17 protein-coding genes and 1 pseudogene are annotated in these 15,655 nt (G+C 64.9%); all 18 read left to right on the top strand.

Annotated features, from left to right (window positions below):
• Window positions 1-2: 2 nt before the first annotated feature.
• The gene (locus tag AC6R19_RS19255) at window positions 3-1,505 is read left to right on the top strand and encodes a phage portal protein (RefSeq protein WP_500581480.1); all 1,503 of its coding nucleotides are present in this window, start codon (window positions 3-5) and stop codon (window positions 1,503-1,505) included.
• Between the two features lie 3 nt (window positions 1,506-1,508).
• Window positions 1,509-2,690, top strand: a complete 1,182-nt coding sequence (locus AC6R19_RS19250; protein ID WP_500581479.1) for a head maturation protease, ClpP-related — start codon at window positions 1,509-1,511, stop codon at window positions 2,688-2,690.
• 3 nt (window positions 2,691-2,693) lie between these two features.
• Entirely contained in the window at window positions 2,694-3,068 is a 375-nt protein-coding gene (locus AC6R19_RS19245) for a head decoration protein (RefSeq protein WP_500581478.1), read from the top strand.
• A gap of 68 nt (window positions 3,069-3,136) precedes the next feature.
• Window positions 3,137-4,186, top strand: coding sequence for a major capsid protein (locus AC6R19_RS19240; RefSeq protein WP_500581477.1), 1,050 nt, complete (start codon window positions 3,137-3,139; stop codon window positions 4,184-4,186).
• Between the two features lie 98 nt (window positions 4,187-4,284).
• The gene (locus AC6R19_RS19235) at window positions 4,285-4,776 is read left to right on the top strand and encodes a hypothetical protein (RefSeq protein ID WP_500581476.1); all 492 of its coding nucleotides are present in this window, start codon (window positions 4,285-4,287) and stop codon (window positions 4,774-4,776) included.
• Between the two features lie 50 nt (window positions 4,777-4,826).
• Window positions 4,827-5,606 carry a hypothetical protein gene (locus AC6R19_RS19230; protein ID WP_500581475.1) on the top strand — a complete coding sequence of 260 codons (780 nt, stop codon included), beginning with the start codon at window positions 4,827-4,829 and terminating at the stop codon, window positions 5,604-5,606.
• A gap of 81 nt (window positions 5,607-5,687) precedes the next feature.
• Entirely contained in the window at window positions 5,688-5,975 is a 288-nt protein-coding gene (locus tag AC6R19_RS19225; RefSeq protein WP_500581474.1) for a hypothetical protein, read from the top strand.
• 9 nt (window positions 5,976-5,984) lie between these two features.
• Complete coding sequence (locus AC6R19_RS19220) at window positions 5,985-6,413, top strand: hypothetical protein (protein WP_500581473.1); 429 nt, start codon at window positions 5,985-5,987, stop codon at window positions 6,411-6,413.
• Between the two features lie 16 nt (window positions 6,414-6,429).
• Complete coding sequence (locus AC6R19_RS19215) at window positions 6,430-7,188, top strand: hypothetical protein (RefSeq protein ID WP_500581472.1); 759 nt, start codon at window positions 6,430-6,432, stop codon at window positions 7,186-7,188.
• Between the two features lie 87 nt (window positions 7,189-7,275).
• Complete coding sequence (locus AC6R19_RS19210; RefSeq protein WP_500581471.1) at window positions 7,276-7,707, top strand: hypothetical protein; 432 nt, start codon at window positions 7,276-7,278, stop codon at window positions 7,705-7,707.
• Window positions 7,708-7,727: 20 nt separating this feature from the next.
• The gene (locus AC6R19_RS19205; protein WP_500581470.1) at window positions 7,728-7,925 is read left to right on the top strand and encodes a hypothetical protein; all 198 of its coding nucleotides are present in this window, start codon (window positions 7,728-7,730) and stop codon (window positions 7,923-7,925) included.
• Window positions 7,922-10,471 carry a tape measure protein gene (locus AC6R19_RS19200; protein WP_500581469.1) on the top strand — a complete coding sequence of 850 codons (2,550 nt, stop codon included), beginning with the start codon at window positions 7,922-7,924 and terminating at the stop codon, window positions 10,469-10,471. Before AC6R19_RS19205 ends, AC6R19_RS19200 begins: the two co-directional genes overlap by 4 nt.
• On the top strand, window positions 10,472-10,840 hold the full coding sequence (locus AC6R19_RS19195) for a DUF2460 domain-containing protein (RefSeq protein ID WP_500581468.1): 369 nt from the start codon (window positions 10,472-10,474) through the stop codon (window positions 10,838-10,840). It begins immediately after the preceding gene.
• Window positions 10,841-11,692, top strand: coding sequence for a phage/gene transfer agent baseplate hub protein (locus tag AC6R19_RS19190; protein ID WP_500581467.1), 852 nt, complete (start codon window positions 10,841-10,843; stop codon window positions 11,690-11,692).
• 18 nt (window positions 11,693-11,710) lie between these two features.
• Complete coding sequence (locus AC6R19_RS19185) at window positions 11,711-12,139, top strand: hypothetical protein (RefSeq protein WP_500581466.1); 429 nt, start codon at window positions 11,711-11,713, stop codon at window positions 12,137-12,139.
• Window positions 12,091-12,573, top strand: a complete 483-nt coding sequence (locus AC6R19_RS19180) for an NlpC/P60 family protein (protein WP_500581465.1) — start codon at window positions 12,091-12,093, stop codon at window positions 12,571-12,573. The genes AC6R19_RS19185 and AC6R19_RS19180 overlap by 49 nt, the downstream gene beginning before the upstream one ends.
• 7 nt (window positions 12,574-12,580) lie before the next feature.
• On the top strand, window positions 12,581-14,584 hold the full coding sequence (locus AC6R19_RS19175) for a phage tail protein (protein WP_500581464.1): 2,004 nt from the start codon (window positions 12,581-12,583) through the stop codon (window positions 14,582-14,584).
• Window positions 14,585-14,587: 3 nt separating this feature from the next.
• Window positions 14,588-15,655: pseudogene (locus tag AC6R19_RS19170) on the top strand (hypothetical protein); the annotation flags it as partial.

The raw sequence follows: 15,655 nt of genomic DNA, 5'->3' as shown, positions 1-15,655 counted from the left end.
CCATGCAGATCAAAGCCGTCGACACACGGCCCAGGATCCGCTGTACCCCCGGTATGGACGTCGGTGCGCGGATTCGTGCGGTCTACGAAGGCGCGAGCCAGGGGCCGCGTCTGGGCAATAAAGGACTCCTTGGCGTTGGTGGTCCTAATGCGGATATCAGTGGCAAGTTGCCGACGTTGCGCAAGCGCGCGCGCCACGCGGTGCGCAACCAGCCGTATGCCACCACCGCCAAGGAGACCTACGTCACCAACCTCGTGGGCAATGGCATCACCGCCAAATGGCCCAACGAGACCCTGCAGCGGCTGTGGGACCGCTGGATATTGGAGTGCGACGCCGACGGCCTCGACAACATCTACGGCCTGCAGATGCTCGCCGCCGGTGCCCAGTTCCAGGACGGCGAGGTCCTCACCCGCCAGCGCATCCGCCGCGCCGCGGACCGTCTCACGGTGCCGCTGCAGCTGCAGATGATCGAGGCCGATCACCTGGACGAGAGCTACAGCGTCCAGCGCGAGCACAACCCCATCGCGCTTGGGGTTGGCTTCAACGACTTCGGTCAGCGCACTGCCTACCACCTGTGGCGAGACCACCCCGGCGACGGCCTCACTGGCCTTACCGGCAATGTGCGCCGCGAGGTGCCGGCCGGTGAAATCATCCACCTGTACCGGCGCCTGCGCCCGGGACAGGTGCGCGGTATCCCCGAGCTCACGCCAATCCTCGTGCGTCTGTACGAAATCGACGAGATGCAGGACGCCACGCTGGTCAAGCAAAAGACCGCGCAGCTGTTCGGCTGGATCGTTAAGAAAACGCAATACCCAGTTGAGGGCGGCAGTGAGGTTAATCGTGTCCTCGGTGCTGAGGAGACCGGGGAGAACGGCGAGCAGCTGGAGCGCATCCGCGCCGGTGGCATCCACTATCTGGAGGATGACGAGGACATCTCATTCTCCAATCCGAGCTCGGTAGACGGTGTCAACTATGTCACATGGCTCAAGACCGAACTGCGCGCCGCCGCGCGCGCCGCCGGCCTCACCTACGAACAGCTGACCGGTGACCTCGAGGGGCTCAACTACTCCTCCATCCGCGCCGGCCTGCTGGAATTCCGCCGCCGCATCGAGCAGCTGCAGCTGCACCTGCTGATTCACCGCTGGTGCCGCCCGGTGGCCCAGTGGTTTGCCGACGTGGCCGTACTCAACGGCGCGCTCACTGGTGCGGAACTGACGAACTACTGGCTGGACCCGGGTGCCTTCCTGCCGGCCTGGAAGTCGCCGAAGTGGGACTGGGTGGATCCGCTCAAGGATGTGATGGCCGACCTCCTGGAAGTGCGCGCCGGCTTCAACAGCCGCGGCAACAAGATTGCCGAGCGCGCGCTCGATGCCGACGAAATCAACAGCCAACTGCTCCTGGAGCAGGCCATGGGGCTGATCCTCGACAGCGACCCCAGCAAGACCACCGCCGCCGGCCAGGTGCAGGACCTGGCCAAGCTCCTCCTGCAACAGCAAGGGACATAAACCATGTTTCGATTTTTTATAGAGGGCGGGAACGGCCAACCCCACCAGGTGCTGATCTACGACGTAATCGGCACCTACTACTGGGAAGAGTCGGTCACCGCGAAAAATATCCTCAGCAGCCTGGCCGAGATTGGCGACGAGGATGTAGTCGTGCGCATCAACTGCCGCGGTGGCACCCACGAAGACGGCATCGCCATCTATAACGCACTGGCCAACCACGGCGGCGACGTCACCATCCGCATCGAGGGCTACGCCTGCTCCATGGCCACAGTGGTGGCCTGCGCCGGCAACAATGTCGAGATCTACGAGACCGCGCTGGTCATGCTGCACCGTGCCTCCCAGGTGGTGTACGGCAACATGCACGACATGCTCAACGCCGCAGAAGAACTGGAAAAGGCCGACAAATCCATCGCCACCGCCTACAGCCGCAAAACCGGGAAATCCACTGAGGAAATTCTGGCGTTGCTGGACGAGAAGCGGGACACCTGGCTTACCCCGGAAGAGGCGAAAACCCTCGGCATGGTGGACGAGGTGATAGTGCCGCAGAAGTTCACCGCGCTGCTGAATAAGACCGCAATCACCGCCCTCGCCGAAGACGAGGGCGCGGCCATTCTCTCCGCCCAATTCCTGCCGCCCACCATAAAAACCGCGCTGGAAGGCGTGCCCGGCGCAGTTGCTTACCGCGTAGCCCCGGACAAGGTGGAGCCAATAAAGGCCCAGGCCGAGGGCGAAACAGACCCGCCACCCGCGGACGATCCTCCGGCGGACGATCCTCCTGCAGGCGAACCGCCTGCAGGAGATCCCCCGGCGGATGACCCGCCCGTGGATGATCCTCCGGCAGACCCGCCGGAAGACGGCGAGGGTGATGGCGAAGGGGAAGGAGAGGGCGGAAGCCCGCCCGCTGATCCGCCGGACCCCGTCACTGCCGAGCGCGAGCGAGTCAAGGCCATCCGCGCCCAGGCGAAGACCTGCGGGGTCCCCGCCGACGATGACCTGGTCGACCAACTGATCGACGAGGGCGTCTCGGTGGCCATGGCCGGCAAGATGCTGTTGGCCGTGAAACGCGGCACGCAACACAGCACCGCAATCCGCAGCAACCACCATTCCGAGCAACCCCAAGGCGGCGCCGAGCAGGTCCAGGCCAGCTGGAGCAACGTCTACAAAAAACTCCCAGGGAGGCAATAAGCCATGCCGACAACCACCGAAAACCTCAACCGCCCGGGTGCGCACATTCTTTACGAGCAGCACACCGAGTTCAGCCGCGAGAGCGGCGTCACCATCACCGGCGGCAACTACAAGGCCGGCACCGTGCTCGGCAAGATCACCGCCTCGGGCAAGTACACCCAACTGGCCCCGGCCCAGACCGATGGCAGCGAAGTGGCGGTGGCCGTGCTGTTTGCCCCGGTGGACGCCAGCGGCGGCGACAAGTCCGGCACCATCAACGAGATCGACACCATCTACGACGGCAACCTGCTGGTGTGGCCGGCGGCGATCACCGACCCGCAAAAGGCCACCGCCATTGGCCAGCTGCGCGCCGCGAGCCAGAAGGTCCGCAACGCCTAATCCGGCCGCCTCCCTCGCGCCCCGCCCGGCGGGGCAGAACCCCGACACCGATCACTGCGAGATCCACTATGGAAATCATCAATATTCTGGAAAACGATGCGTTTTCCATGGCATCCATGACTGCGGCCATTGCCACCGCCCCCACCCAGCCGCGCGAGCTCCGGAACATGGGCGTCTTTGTGCAGGAGGGCATCCGCACCGAGACCATCGCCATCGAGTTCAAAGAGGGCAAACTGGAAATCGCCCCGCTGGACGAGCGCGGCGATACCTACACCACCAGCACCGGCGAGCCCCGCAAGCTGCGCTACTTCAAGACCAAGCGCGTCGCCCGCCACGCGCGCCTCACCGCCTCCGATCTGGCCTTCGTGCGCCAGTTTGGCGACAACGAGGCGATGATCGTCGAAGAACTGCAGAAGGAAATCGCCGCGCGCCAGACCGGCCCCGGCGGACTGATGGACCAGTGCGAAAACCGCCTGGAGCTGATGCGCCTCGGTGCGCTCAACGGCCTGCTGTTGGACCACAACGGCAACACCGTGTACGACTTCTACGCCGAATTCGGTATCAGCGCGCCGCCGACCGTGTTCCTGAATATCGCCGGCACCAGCGAATTCCAGCTACGCAAAAAGGTCGAGAGCCTGATCACCCGCCCGATGCGCCGCAAGGCCAAGGGCCGCTACATCGGCGAGGTAAAAGCGCTGTGCGGAGAATCGGCCTGGGACGACCTGATGGCCAACCCCGAGTTCAACAAGCGCTATGAGGCCGCCGCCGACGCCAAGATGGCCGGCAAGCTCACCGAGGCCACCTTGGGCACTGAGGTCAGCTTCGCCGGTGTGACCTGGAAGGAGTACTTCGGCGCGGACGACGGCACCAGCATCAACCTGGGCGCGACCGACATCAAGTTCTTCCCCGGCAAGGGCTCCGGCATCTTCAAGCATGTGCTGTCCCCGGGTGAGACCTTCGACGACCTCGCCCGCCAGGGTCAGGAGTGGTACTCCTACCTGGTGCCGGACAAAGACTTCCCCAGCCCGCGCTGGGTGGATCTCTTCGTGGCCCAGTACCCCATGATCATCAACACCGCCCCAGACCTGGTGTTCCCCGGCTCCAGCGCCGTCAGCTAAACCCGGCGCTGATCCATAGATGCCCGCGACTGTGCTGCAGCATAGCCGCGGGCGCCTATGGCGGATCCGCACAAGCAATCTGAGACGAGGAACAGACGATGAGCAAGGCAAAACTGATCAAGGCACTGGCCGCGCTGCAAGTGCCGGAAAGCGAGTACGAGGACCTGACCAGCAACGCCCAGTTGGAAGCGCTGCTGAAGCAGAAGCAGGCCGAGAAGGCCATGCAGGACGCGGAGGAAAACTCCGATGACTCCGATGCGGAAGACCAGGACACTGATGCACCTGCTGATGGCGATAGCGATCCTGCAGACCCTAGTGAGGACGAGGTCGGTCCCGAGCCGGACACCGAAACCGATGCTCCCCCCGAAGACGACCAGCCGGAAGAAGACGCAGGCGATGAGCCCGCTGCGCAGCTCACCAAGCTGCGCGCCCGCGCCGGCTTTGAGGTGAAGGTGATCGACATGGCGGTGCACAACGGCAAGACCGTCACCGCCGGCCAGCAGCTCAAGGTCAAGGCCGGTGATTCTTTCCACGCCGGTGACAAGACCCGCGACCACCTGCTCGAGTACCGCACCGCCGAGCGCGCCTAACCCAACGCCGCCCACGGGGCGGCCCGAATTCCCCAACCGGCGGAGGCCCGATGTCCGACTCCGTGATCATCGACAAAAGCCGGTTCGATCGCCGCATGCGGCGCATCGCCCAGGACAGCCCCAGGGTCGCCGCCAGGGCGCTGACCTGGCTCGCCTACAACACCCGCGAGGTGCTGCAGCGGGAAATGAAGGGTATCTTCGACCGCCCCACCCCCTTCACCCAGCGCGGCGTGCTGGTGGAGAAGGCCACCCCGCAGCACCTGGAGGCGCGGGTATTCCTGCGCGACGAGGCCACCAAAGGCACGCCGCCGGCCAAGTACCTGCAGAGCCAGATTCGCGGCGGCCCGCGTGGGCTGAAGCGCTTCGAGCGGGCACTGCGGGCCAACTACATTCTGCCCGACGGCATGTACGCGGTGCCCTCCAAGTACGCGCCCCTGGACCGCTACGGCAACTTCCCGCGCGGCGAGCTGGTGCGGCTGATCTCCCAGATCAAGGGCTTCGGCGAGCAGGGCTACAAGGCCAACGCCACCGAGCAGAGCCTGGCCAGGCGCTGGAAGGGCACCAAGACCCGCCGCGGATCGAAATATTTCGTGCTGCCGCGCCAGACCGGCAAGCTGCCGCCGGGCATCTACCTGCGCAAGAACTACGGCGACGACAGCCGCGTGGCGCACCTGCAGCACGGCGGCGCCAAGCCGATATTTATTTTTGTGTCGCAACCGCCCAACTACAGTGCGCGCTTCCCCTTCCGCAAGATCGCCGCGCGCGTGGCGCGCCAGCAGATCCAGAAAGTATTCCGGGCCGCGATCAAGCGCGACCTCACCCGGAAATAACCCGATAGCTACCGAGAAAACCGTTGTGGTTCCTCGACCGCTTCACCCGGCCTGGCCGGGTGCTTTTTATTCGGAGCGTCCATGAACGAGCTAGTCCTCGCCCAGCAGTCGGTGCGCATCTTCGGCAAGGATGCCATCTACAAGCCGGGCACCGACAACATCGCCTGCCGCGTGGTAGTGGATGAAGGCGTCAACCAGATGGCCAACACCCCCTTCCGCGCGACGACGCTCTCTTACCTGGTCAGCGTGATCGGCAAGCACGAGCGCAACACCACCATCGAGGTGCCGGAGCTGCAGCAGAGCTATCGCATCGGGGAGCTGGTGGATGACGACGGCTACCTGCGCACCGTGGAAGCGGCCCGGATCTAAGGAGACCCCATGCGTCCGCTCTTTATCGGCGACATCCACAGCGCGCTGGAACAGCACCTGAAGACGATCACCCAGGCCAACGGCTACCGCACCGACGCTGGCCTGGAGGTGGAGACAGGTTTTGCGGCCGACGCCGAAGGCAAGTACCTGAATGGTGAAGTCAGCGGCGACAGCCTGGTGATACAGCCGGACGAGCTCAACCGCGGACACCAGCAGGGTTCCCTGCCGCTGATCGTGTTCGGCTTCACCAAATCCCCCGATCTCATGCGGCTGTATGCGCTGGAGGACGACATCTACCGCGCGCTGCGCGATGCAGATATTCACCCCCGTGTGACCAAGGTGGAGTTCCAGACAGTCAAGTTTGGTCCCGGTGAAAACAGCGAATTTTTCGGCGTGTCGGTACCGGTGCGCATTTCCTTTACCCACTCCCTGATCTAATTCCCAGGAGACCCCCATGCCTACTATTGTTTTCGGGTCCGGCGCCCTCACCGCGACGCCACTGGTGGACGCCAGTGGCAACCCCATCACCACTCCCACTCCGGTGGCCTTTGCCGAGCTGCAGAACGTATCCCTCGATTTCAGTTTCGAGAGCAAAAAGCTCTATGGCAACAAGCAGTTCCCCATCGCCGTGGGCCGCGGCAAGGGCAGCATCACCGGCAAGGCCAGCACGGCCACCGTCAGCGGCGAACTGTTCAACGCGATATTTTTCGGCCAGACCCTCGCCGCCGGCTACAGCAGCCAGGTGCAGGATGTGACCGGTGCAGTGATCCCCGCCACGCCCCACGAAATCACCGTAACCCCGCCTGATTCCGGCACCTTTGAGGCCGACATGGGTGTGCGCGACGAAAACGGCGATCCCATGAAGCGCGTGGGCAGCTCGCCCAGTGTCGGTCAGTACAGCGTGGACACCGCGGGCAAATACACCTTCGCCACCGCGGATGAGGGTAAGACGGTGTACATCAATTACCACTACAAGGTGGCCACCGGCGGCAGCACCATCGAGATCACCAACCAGTTTATGGGCTACCAGCCCAGCTTCCGCGCGGACCTGCACACGTCGTACAAGGGCAAGACCATGACCGTGTCGCTGTACAGTTGCACCAGTGACAAGCTGTCCTTCGCCACCAAGCAGGACGACTTCGCCATGCCGGATCTTAGCTTCGAGGCCAACGCCAACGGCGCCGGCGCAGTCGGCACGGTTTCCTTCAAGTAACAGTACCAACCACTAGCCTTTTCCCTAAAAACGTAAAACCCGGCTGCAGGCTATTGCCGCCGGGTTTTTTATTGGATCGAGGAACCTATGAGCCAGAGAAAACAGAACCCCAGCAAGGTCAAGTTCAAAGGCATTCCAATCGAGCTCGGCGACCAGTTATACATTTGCCCGCCGCTCGCGCTTGGCACGCTGGAGGACATGCAGGAGCGCCTGCAGAAATTCAACGGCGGCATCGACCGGGAATCGGTCAACACGGTCCTGGACGCGGCCCACGCGGCGCTGGAGCGCAACTACCCGGAGATCACCCGCGACGAAATCGCAAAGCTGGTCGACATCGGCAACATGCAGGAAATCATGGGAGCGGTGATGGACGTTTCCGGCCTGCGCCGCAAAGCCCTCGAAGAGCAAGACGCGGTGCCGGAGGTCGCCGGCGACGCAGCCCCTTTGACTGGGGCGAGCTCTACACCCACCTCAGCGCCTGCTTCGGATGGACCTGGGACCACATCCGAGAAAACGTAACCCTCCCCGACATCGAGGCGATGGGGCGCTACTGGAAGAAGTTCCCCCCCTACCACGTGCTGTTTGCCGGCTACGTGGGCTACAAGGGCGCCAGCCCCGAACCGGAGACACAGGAGGAGAGTATCGAAGCCCTCCTGGACATGCTCCAGGTACAGGGCGATATCCCAACCGACGACCAGGCCCACCACCAGAGCCCCTCCGGACAGGAACCTGAATGAACGACAGCGATATTGAAATTCGCCTGACGACCAGGCTCGACGACCTGCGCGGCGACATGCGCCGGGCGGAGACCGTGGTCAACCAGTCGCTGTTGGGCATGCGCCGCCAGTTCGAGGGCTTTGCCGGGCAGATGCACGGCCTGCGCAACCTGGTGATCGGCAGCGGCCTGACCCTGCTGGGCGGCCAGGCGTTGGGCGTAATGTCCAACTTCGAGCAGCTGGAAATCCGCCTCAACGGCGTGATGGGCAGCGTCGCCGACGGCGAGCGCGCCTTCGCCTGGATCAAGGATTTTGCCGCGAACACCCCCTACCAGGTGGACCAGGTAGCGGACTCCTTTGTGCGCCTCAAGGCCTTCGGCATGGACCCGATGGACGGGACCATGCAGGCGCTGGCGGACAGCGCGGCCAAGATCGGCGGCGACTACCAAACCCTGGAGGGCATCACCCTTGCCCTGGGCCAGGCCTGGGCCAAGCAGAAACTGCAGGGCGAGGAAATCCTGCAGCTGGTGGAGCGCGGCGTGCCGGTATGGGACGCCCTGGCCAACGTCACCGGCAAGAGCACGGCCGAACTGCAGAAGCTGTCCGAAAAGGGCGCCCTGGGCCGCGATGTAATCGCCGCCCTGGTGGACGAGCTCGGCCGCATGAATGCCGGGGCCAGTGCCGGCCTGATGGCGTCGCTGTCCGGTGGCTGGTCCAACTTTGTCGACAACGTCAAAGATGGTCTCGACGAGGTGCGTGGCGAAGGTGGCCTCGAGGGCATCAAGGGCGCGCTGAATGACGTCAACACCTGGTTCGACCAGGCCGGCCAGTCGGGCCAGCTCAAGGCCTACGCCGAGAACATTGCCCAGGTAATCAACCAGACGGTGGACGTGGTGCGCGAGCTGGTGCGTGCCCTGCAGGAGCTGCTGAACATCGGCGTGGAAGTGTTCGCCGGTCTCGGCGCCGCCGCCGGAGCCGGGGCCACCGAGACCGAGCAGGCGCTGACGCCCCTCGGAGTTTTCCTTGAGGGGTTGCGGGTGCTGTTTATCGGCTTCGGCACCGGGGTGCAGTTGATCTGGCACAACCTCAAGTTCGCCACCATGGAAATGGTAAGCGAGCTGGAGAGTATCTGGATCGACATGTCGGCCAGCTGGGACGTGCTGATGGAGCAGCTCGCCAGCCCGCTGCGCCGCCTGGTGATGCGCCTGCAGACCTTTGCCGAGATCGCCAAAAAGGCGCTCACCGGAGACTTCTCCGGCGTGGCCGAGAGCTGGCGCAACGGCACCGCCAAGATCGAGGCGGAGATCGCCGCCAGCCGCAAGCGCATCGCCGACCGCTATGCCCAGGCCGCCGGCGAACAGAAGACCAATGCCGGCGCCCGCGCGCAGATGCAGGCGGAATGGGGCCAGGGGAACTTCGATATCGCCGCAGACGGCAACAACCGCCTGCTGCGCACCGGCGACTATGCCCCGGAGCTGCCCGGCACCGGCACTGGATCAACCGCCGGTGGCGGCACCAAGACCACAACGCCGACGGTAACCGTCGACGACGCGGCCAGCGCAGCGCGGGAAAAACTGGCCATCGCCCGCGCCACGGCGGCGGCGCAGAAGAAACTCGCCGACGAGCGCCTCAAAACCGCACAGCAGACCGCGCAGATGGAGCTCGAATTCGGCCTTATCAGCCAGCGGGAATACCTGCAGAAGCTGCGCGAGTTCGAGGACCAGCGCTACCAGGTCGCCAGCCAGGCGATGGAGGAACGGCTGGAGCTGCTGCGCACCGACAGCGAGGCCAACCAGGCGGAGATCATCCGCGTGCAGGGCGAACTGGAGGCGCTGCAGGAGCAGCACGCGCGGCGCAAAGTGGAGATCGACGCCCAGGCCATGCGCGACAGCATGGCGCTGTGGGAAGAGCTCGGCGACTCGATGAGCAGCCTGTGGGACAAGGGTCTGGAGGCGATGCTCAACGGCACCCTGACCTGGAAAGGCGCCATGAATGCCATCTGGGCGGAAATGTCGCGGGTGTTCCTGGCCACGGTGGTCACCGAGCCCCTGAAGAAATGGGTCACGGCACAGTCCACCAAGCTGGCCATGCAGATGGGCTTTCTGCAGACCGAGCAGGCGGCGGAGAGCGCGGCGGCGGCACAGAGCGTGGCCACCACCGCCTCGGCTGCCGGTTCCAAGATCAGCGCCCATGCGGCTGTTGCCGGCGCCGGTGCGGCCGAGTCCCAGGCGTCAATCCCTTATATCGGCCCGATCCTGGCGATCGCCGCCCTGGGCGCGATCATGGCCTCGGTAATGAGCCTCAAAGGCAGCATCAAATCCGCCCGCGGCGGCTACGACATCCCCGCCGGTATCAACCCCGTCACCCAGCTGCACGAGGAGGAGATGGTCCTGCCGGCCGAGCACGCCAACACCATTCGCCAGCTCGGCGAGGAGGGCGAGGGCGGCGGCATGACGGTGGAGTTCAAGGCGCAGCGTATGGGTGGTGGCTTCTTCATGGCTCATGAAAAAGAGCTGCAGAAGGTCATCCAGAAGATGTACAGGAAAAATATGCTGAGGCCAGTGTAAATGAGCAACGCCATTTTCCCGCTCAACCTGCCGGGCCTCGACATCAAGGTGCGGCGCACGCCGGTATTCAAGACCAAGGTGCAGGAATCGGCCAGCGGTAAGGAGCTGCGCGGCCGATTCCAGAGCGAGCCGCGCTACAAGTACCGGCTGCGCTTTAACTTCCTGCGTAGCGACCCGCCCCTGCAGGAGCTGCAGCAGCTGGTGGCCTTTTTCGAGGACCACTACGGCCGCTGGGATTCTTTCCTGCTCGACGATCCCTACGACGGCGTGCAGCGCCGGGTGCGCTTCCTGCGCGACGACCTGGATACCGAGCGTTTTCTGATTCACGTCTGGGAACTCAAATCCCTCGAGCTTATTTCGGTGAAGTAAATGCGGACAGCTTCTGCCCAGTTGATTGCCCTGCTCCATGGCAACAACACCTACCTGATGGCCGACCTGTTCACCATTGCCCTGGTCACCGGTGAGGTGTTCCGCTGGACTTCGGCGGACACCGATCTGACCCTGGGCGCGGACACCTTCACCTGCGACGGCCCCATCCTGGAACGCGGCAGCACCAAGCTGAAAGCCGGCCTGGAGGTGGACACCCTCGACATCACCATCAAGACCGACGACAGCCTGCAGATCCTCGGCGTCAAGATCCCGGCCGCGGCCAACAACGGCGCCTTCGACGGTGCCCGCGTGCTGCTGCAGCGGGTGTTTATGCCCACCTGGGGCGACACCAGCCCCGGCGCCCTGGACCTGTTCGAGGGCGAGGTGGCAGCGGTGGACCCCAGCCGCTACGAGGTGAAGCTCACCGCGAAGAGCGAGCTGGACAAGCTCAATGTGCCCATGCCGCAGACCCTGATAAAACCGGGCTGCGCCAACCATGTGTACGACGCCAACTGCGGTCTGGTGCGCTCCGCCTGGACGGTCAACGGCACCGTGTCCGTCGGCACCAGCAAAACCCAGATCGTCAGCGGCCTCGGCCAGGCCGACAAATATTTCGACCTCGGTGTGCTGGCCATGACCAGCGGCCCGGCCGCCGGCGCCCGCCGCGCGGTGCGCGCCTATGCCGGGGGCAATTTCACCCTGTCCATGCCGCTGCCGGTGGAACCCAACCCGGGCGATAGCTTCACCGTCTACCCGGGCTGCTACCGCACCAAAGCGGCCTGCGCGGCCAAAAGCAACAGCGACCGCTTCCGCGGCTACCCCTATGTTCCGGTGCCGGAACAGGCCCGGTAAATTCCCCTGGAGAAACCCATGTCAGAACAGAAAGGCATACTGTCCAGCAGCGCCGATTCCGTGCGCGGCTGTATCGACTGGCTGAATAAAAATCGCGGCCGCCTGCACTCCGCGGACTGCACTGTGCACCGACCGGACGCCCGCTGCAGTTGCGGTTTGCATCGTGCGCTCAGTGGCCTGCGCGCAGCAGCCGGGGACTTGAGCGAGGTGCTGGCGGTGACGGATAAGCCGAAAGACGGCATCGACAACCCGGCCTCGCTGCTGCGTCGCCTGGTCGAAGAGGGCGGGGCGATTGTCGGCAGCGGCAGCTGCTCCGAACTGGAGATCGCCTGCGCGAGTGCCGAGGGCCGCTTTTATGTGGATCGCCACAACCTGGGCTATGTGCTGCGCCCACCCCAGTGGCTGGAGCGGGTACAGGCCCGCGACGGCGCCGAGGCCGCCGAGTGAACGAGCAGGCGCAGCGCGCCGCCGTCGTCGCCGAGGCGCAGTCCTGGCTCGGAACGCCGTATCACCATGCCGGCCGCATCAAAGGCGCCGGCGTGGACTGCGCCCAGTTGCTGCTGGAGGTCTACGCCGCGGCCGGCGTGATACCGCCGCGCACGGTGGAAGACTACCCGCGCGACTGGCACCTGCATCGCGGCGAGGAGCGTTACCTGGGCCATGTGCGCGAGCACGCGCGCAAAGTCGAGGGCGCGCCGCAGCCGGGTGACGTGGCCGTGTGGAAGTTCGGCCGCTGCTTCGCCCACGGCGCCATCGTGGTCCAGTGGCCCACCATCATCCACGCCTACATAGACCTCGGCGTCGTCCTCGATGACGCCACCACAAACCTGGATTTGAGCCAGCGTGAATACCGCGTGTTCAGCTTCTGGCAGCAACCTTGAGTAATACATGGGCGGATCCACAAGCATAACGATACCGGCGGGCGAGAAACTCGCCGGCATCCAGCTGCAAACGAGTACCTACGGCAAGCCGCTGCCGCTGCTGTACGGCACAAACCGCGTGTCGGCCTCGCTCATATGGCACGACGACTTCACCGCGATCAAGCACGTCGAAAAACAGAAGAGCAGCGGCGGCAAGGGCGGCGGTGGCAGCACCACCACCAAAGCAGAGTCCTGGACCTACGAGGCCTCGGTAATGTTTGCCCTGTGCCACGGTCCTATTTCCAGCTACGGCATTGGCAAGTGCTGGGTGGATAAGGCGACCGGCGCGCTCAACAGCACCGCCACCGGCAGCGGCTGGTCGCTGTTCGTCGGCAATCACAGCCAGGCGCCCTGGAGCTGGCTCACCAGCAGGCACCCCAGCAAGGCGGTCGGCTACGCCGGCACCGTGGTATTGGCGAACCCGCAACTGGACCTGGGCGCCTCCGGCTCCCTGCCCAATTACAGTTTCGAGGTCACCGCCTTCCTCGCCGAGAGTCCCTACAACGGCGACGCTCACCCCGCGCAAATTGTGCCGGACTTCCTGAGCAACCCGAACCACGGCGCCGGCTGGGACGCGGCGCGCATCGGCGACCTGTCCGACTACGACAACTACTGCCGCGCGATGGGCTTTTTCGTCTCGCCGAATTTCGACGAGCAAAAGCCGGCACTGGAGCACCTCGAGGACCTGCTCACCGCCACCAACAGCGACGTGGTCTGGTCCCAGGGCAAGCTCAAGATCCGCCCCTACGGCGACGAGCCGGTGAGCGGCAACGGTGCCAGCTACAACCCCAACGTCACGCCGCTGTACGACCTCACCGACGACGACTTTATCGTGCGCGGCGACGAGGACCCGGTGCGGGTCACGCGCAAATCCGTCACCGACTCCTACAATAGCGTCCCGGTCGAGTTCAGCGATCGCGCCCAGGACTACAACGCCAACGTCGCGGAAGAGCCGGACCCGGTCGACGTGGAGCTCTTCGGCAGCCGCCGCGCGCCGAAGAAAAGCCTGCGCATGATCACCCGCGCGGCGCACGCGCAGCAGCTGTCGCGCATCCTCGCGCAGCGCAGCGTCTACACGAAGAACATTTACACCTTCAGCCTGGGCTGGCGCTACGCGCTGCTGGAGCCCATGGACCTGGTGACCCTCACCGACAGCAACCTGGGCCTGGACAAGCGCCCGGTGCGCATCCTGGAAATCCGCGAGGACGAGGACGGCGAGCTGGAGGTGGAGGCCGAGGAGTGGCCTTTCGGCATCGCCCACGCGGCCCTGTTCGACGTCCAGGACGGCGACGGCACCGCCCCGGATGTGAATGCCGACCCGGGCTACGCCAACCCGCCGGCGATCTTCGAGCCGCCCGCCATCCTCACCGGCGGCGACGCGGAAATCTGGCTCGCCACCAGCGGCGGGGAATTGTGGGGCGGCTGCGAGGTGTGGATTTCCACCGACGACGCCAGTTATAAGCTGGTGGGCTCCATCACCACCCGCGCGCGCCACGGAACCCTCACCGCCAGCCTGCCGAGCGGCGGCGTGGACGATGCCACCAACACCCTGTCGGTGGCGCTGGAGGGCGGCGGCGAGCTGTCCACCGTCAGCGCCGACGACAAAAACGACCTGGTCACCCTGGCCTGGGTGGACGGCGAACTGCTGGCCTACCAGAGCGCCGCGCTCACCGGCTTCGACAGCTACGATCTGTCGAATCTCAAGCGCGGCTGCTACGGCTCCGCCATCGGCAGCCACGCCGCCGGCGGCAAGTTCGTGCGCCTCGATGAGGGGATCTTCCGCTACAAGCTGCCGCAGAGCCGCGTCGGCCAGCAGTTTTTCATCAAGCTGGTTTCGGTGAATGTCTGGGGCGGCGGCAAGCAGGATATCGCCGCCGTTTCCCCCTACGTCTACAACGTCACCGGCGTGGGTTTCCTGCCCGCAGGGCCCTCCAGTTGCACCATGAGCATCACCGATAGCAAGCCGACGTAATTTATGGTCCAAAGACACCGCATCTACTACGAGGATGATTGGCGGGACAGCATCCACCGCCCGCCTGCCGGTCGCCCGATCGTGCAAAAGAAAAAATGGCTCGACGTCACCTGGACCTATACCGAGTTCGCCCCCGGCGGCCAGCTGACCGGCTTCGAGGTGGTGATCATCAACGGCACCGACCCGGACGACCCCTCCATCTACATCCGCGCGCCGGAGACCGTCGGCCCGGACGTGCGCCGCTACACCGTATCGGTCGCCCTCGGCACCAGCCTGAGCAACGCCCGCGCCGCCGTGCGCGCCCTCTACGGCACGGCCAAGAGCGCCTGGAATATCCAGGGCGTGGGCCAGCTGCTGGGCGTGGACCCGCTGACCCTGGGCACCGAGCAGGACTTCGCCGACGCGCAGAACGCGGCCGCGGCCGCAGCGGCAGACGCGGCCAACGCCCAGGCCGAATTGGACGACATCTCCGCCGACAGCGTGCTGCACAAGAGCGAGAAGGCGCAGACCATCCGCGAGTACGAGCAGCTGGTCGACGAGCAGCCGGGCATCAGCGCCAGCGCCACCGCCTTCGCCATCGTCACCGAGAAAACCGACTACGAGGCGGCGCTGTCGGCGCTGACCAGTTACCTGCAGGGGCTGTCGCCGGCCTGGGACGACACCACGCTGTCCACCAGCATCAGCCGCACCATCTTCAAGGCGAACTGGAAAGACGTCTATGTGAAGAAGCAGGCCCTGCTGGACAAGGTGGCCGAGAAGGCCGGATCGCTGGCGGAGTGGGGGCAGATCTACGGCAGCGGAAAACCGGAGAGCGGCGCCACCGTCGGCGCCACCGCGGTGGAGCGGGCGCAGATCCGCTCGATGCGCAATACCTTTTTCGAGGACTTTTCCGACTCCAATTACCACGACTATTGGCCGAAGGTCGGCGGCAGCGGCAGCCAGGGCTATTACAGTGGCGGCTCCAGCAGTGTCGGCGGCGGCGCGGCGCGCCTTTATGACGGCGTCACGATGCGCCACGAGGAAAAGGTGCCCTTCGACCCGAAAAAGCTGTACCGGATCGAGGCCCGGGTC

The sequence above is a fragment of the Microbulbifer sp. SE14 genome (assembly GCF_059834885.1).
Note: the sequence above shows the minus strand (reverse complement) of the source record. Positions and strands in the feature narration are given on the sequence as shown.

What these genes read in the sequence shown, in the direction of transcription:
- AC6R19_RS19215 (WP_500581472.1), top strand. Translation starts at nt 6,430, where the DNA reads ATGCCTACTATTGTTTTCGGGTCCGGCGCCCTCACCGCGACGCCACTG.
- AC6R19_RS19230 (WP_500581475.1), top strand. Translation starts at nt 4,827, where the DNA reads ATGTCCGACTCCGTGATCATCGACAAAAGCCGGTTCGATCGCCGCATG.
- AC6R19_RS19200 (WP_500581469.1), top strand. Translation starts at nt 7,922, where the DNA reads ATGAACGACAGCGATATTGAAATTCGCCTGACGACCAGGCTCGACGAC.
- AC6R19_RS19195 (WP_500581468.1), top strand. Translation starts at nt 10,472, where the DNA reads ATGAGCAACGCCATTTTCCCGCTCAACCTGCCGGGCCTCGACATCAAG.
- AC6R19_RS19210 (WP_500581471.1), top strand. Translation starts at nt 7,276, where the DNA reads ATGAGCCAGAGAAAACAGAACCCCAGCAAGGTCAAGTTCAAAGGCATT.
- AC6R19_RS19175 (WP_500581464.1), top strand. Translation starts at nt 12,581, where the DNA reads ATGGGCGGATCCACAAGCATAACGATACCGGCGGGCGAGAAACTCGCC.
- AC6R19_RS19245 (WP_500581478.1), top strand. Translation starts at nt 2,694, where the DNA reads ATGCCGACAACCACCGAAAACCTCAACCGCCCGGGTGCGCACATTCTT.
- AC6R19_RS19225 (WP_500581474.1), top strand. Translation starts at nt 5,688, where the DNA reads ATGAACGAGCTAGTCCTCGCCCAGCAGTCGGTGCGCATCTTCGGCAAG.
- AC6R19_RS19205 (WP_500581470.1), top strand. Translation starts at nt 7,728, where the DNA reads ATGGGGCGCTACTGGAAGAAGTTCCCCCCCTACCACGTGCTGTTTGCC.
- AC6R19_RS19240 (WP_500581477.1), top strand. Translation starts at nt 3,137, where the DNA reads ATGGAAATCATCAATATTCTGGAAAACGATGCGTTTTCCATGGCATCC.
- AC6R19_RS19220 (WP_500581473.1), top strand. Translation starts at nt 5,985, where the DNA reads ATGCGTCCGCTCTTTATCGGCGACATCCACAGCGCGCTGGAACAGCAC.
- AC6R19_RS19185 (WP_500581466.1), top strand. Translation starts at nt 11,711, where the DNA reads ATGTCAGAACAGAAAGGCATACTGTCCAGCAGCGCCGATTCCGTGCGC.
- AC6R19_RS19235 (WP_500581476.1), top strand. Translation starts at nt 4,285, where the DNA reads ATGAGCAAGGCAAAACTGATCAAGGCACTGGCCGCGCTGCAAGTGCCG.
- AC6R19_RS19190 (WP_500581467.1), top strand. Translation starts at nt 10,841, where the DNA reads ATGCGGACAGCTTCTGCCCAGTTGATTGCCCTGCTCCATGGCAACAAC.
- AC6R19_RS19255 (WP_500581480.1), top strand. Translation starts at nt 3, where the DNA reads ATGCAGATCAAAGCCGTCGACACACGGCCCAGGATCCGCTGTACCCCC.
- AC6R19_RS19250 (WP_500581479.1), top strand. Translation starts at nt 1,509, where the DNA reads ATGTTTCGATTTTTTATAGAGGGCGGGAACGGCCAACCCCACCAGGTG.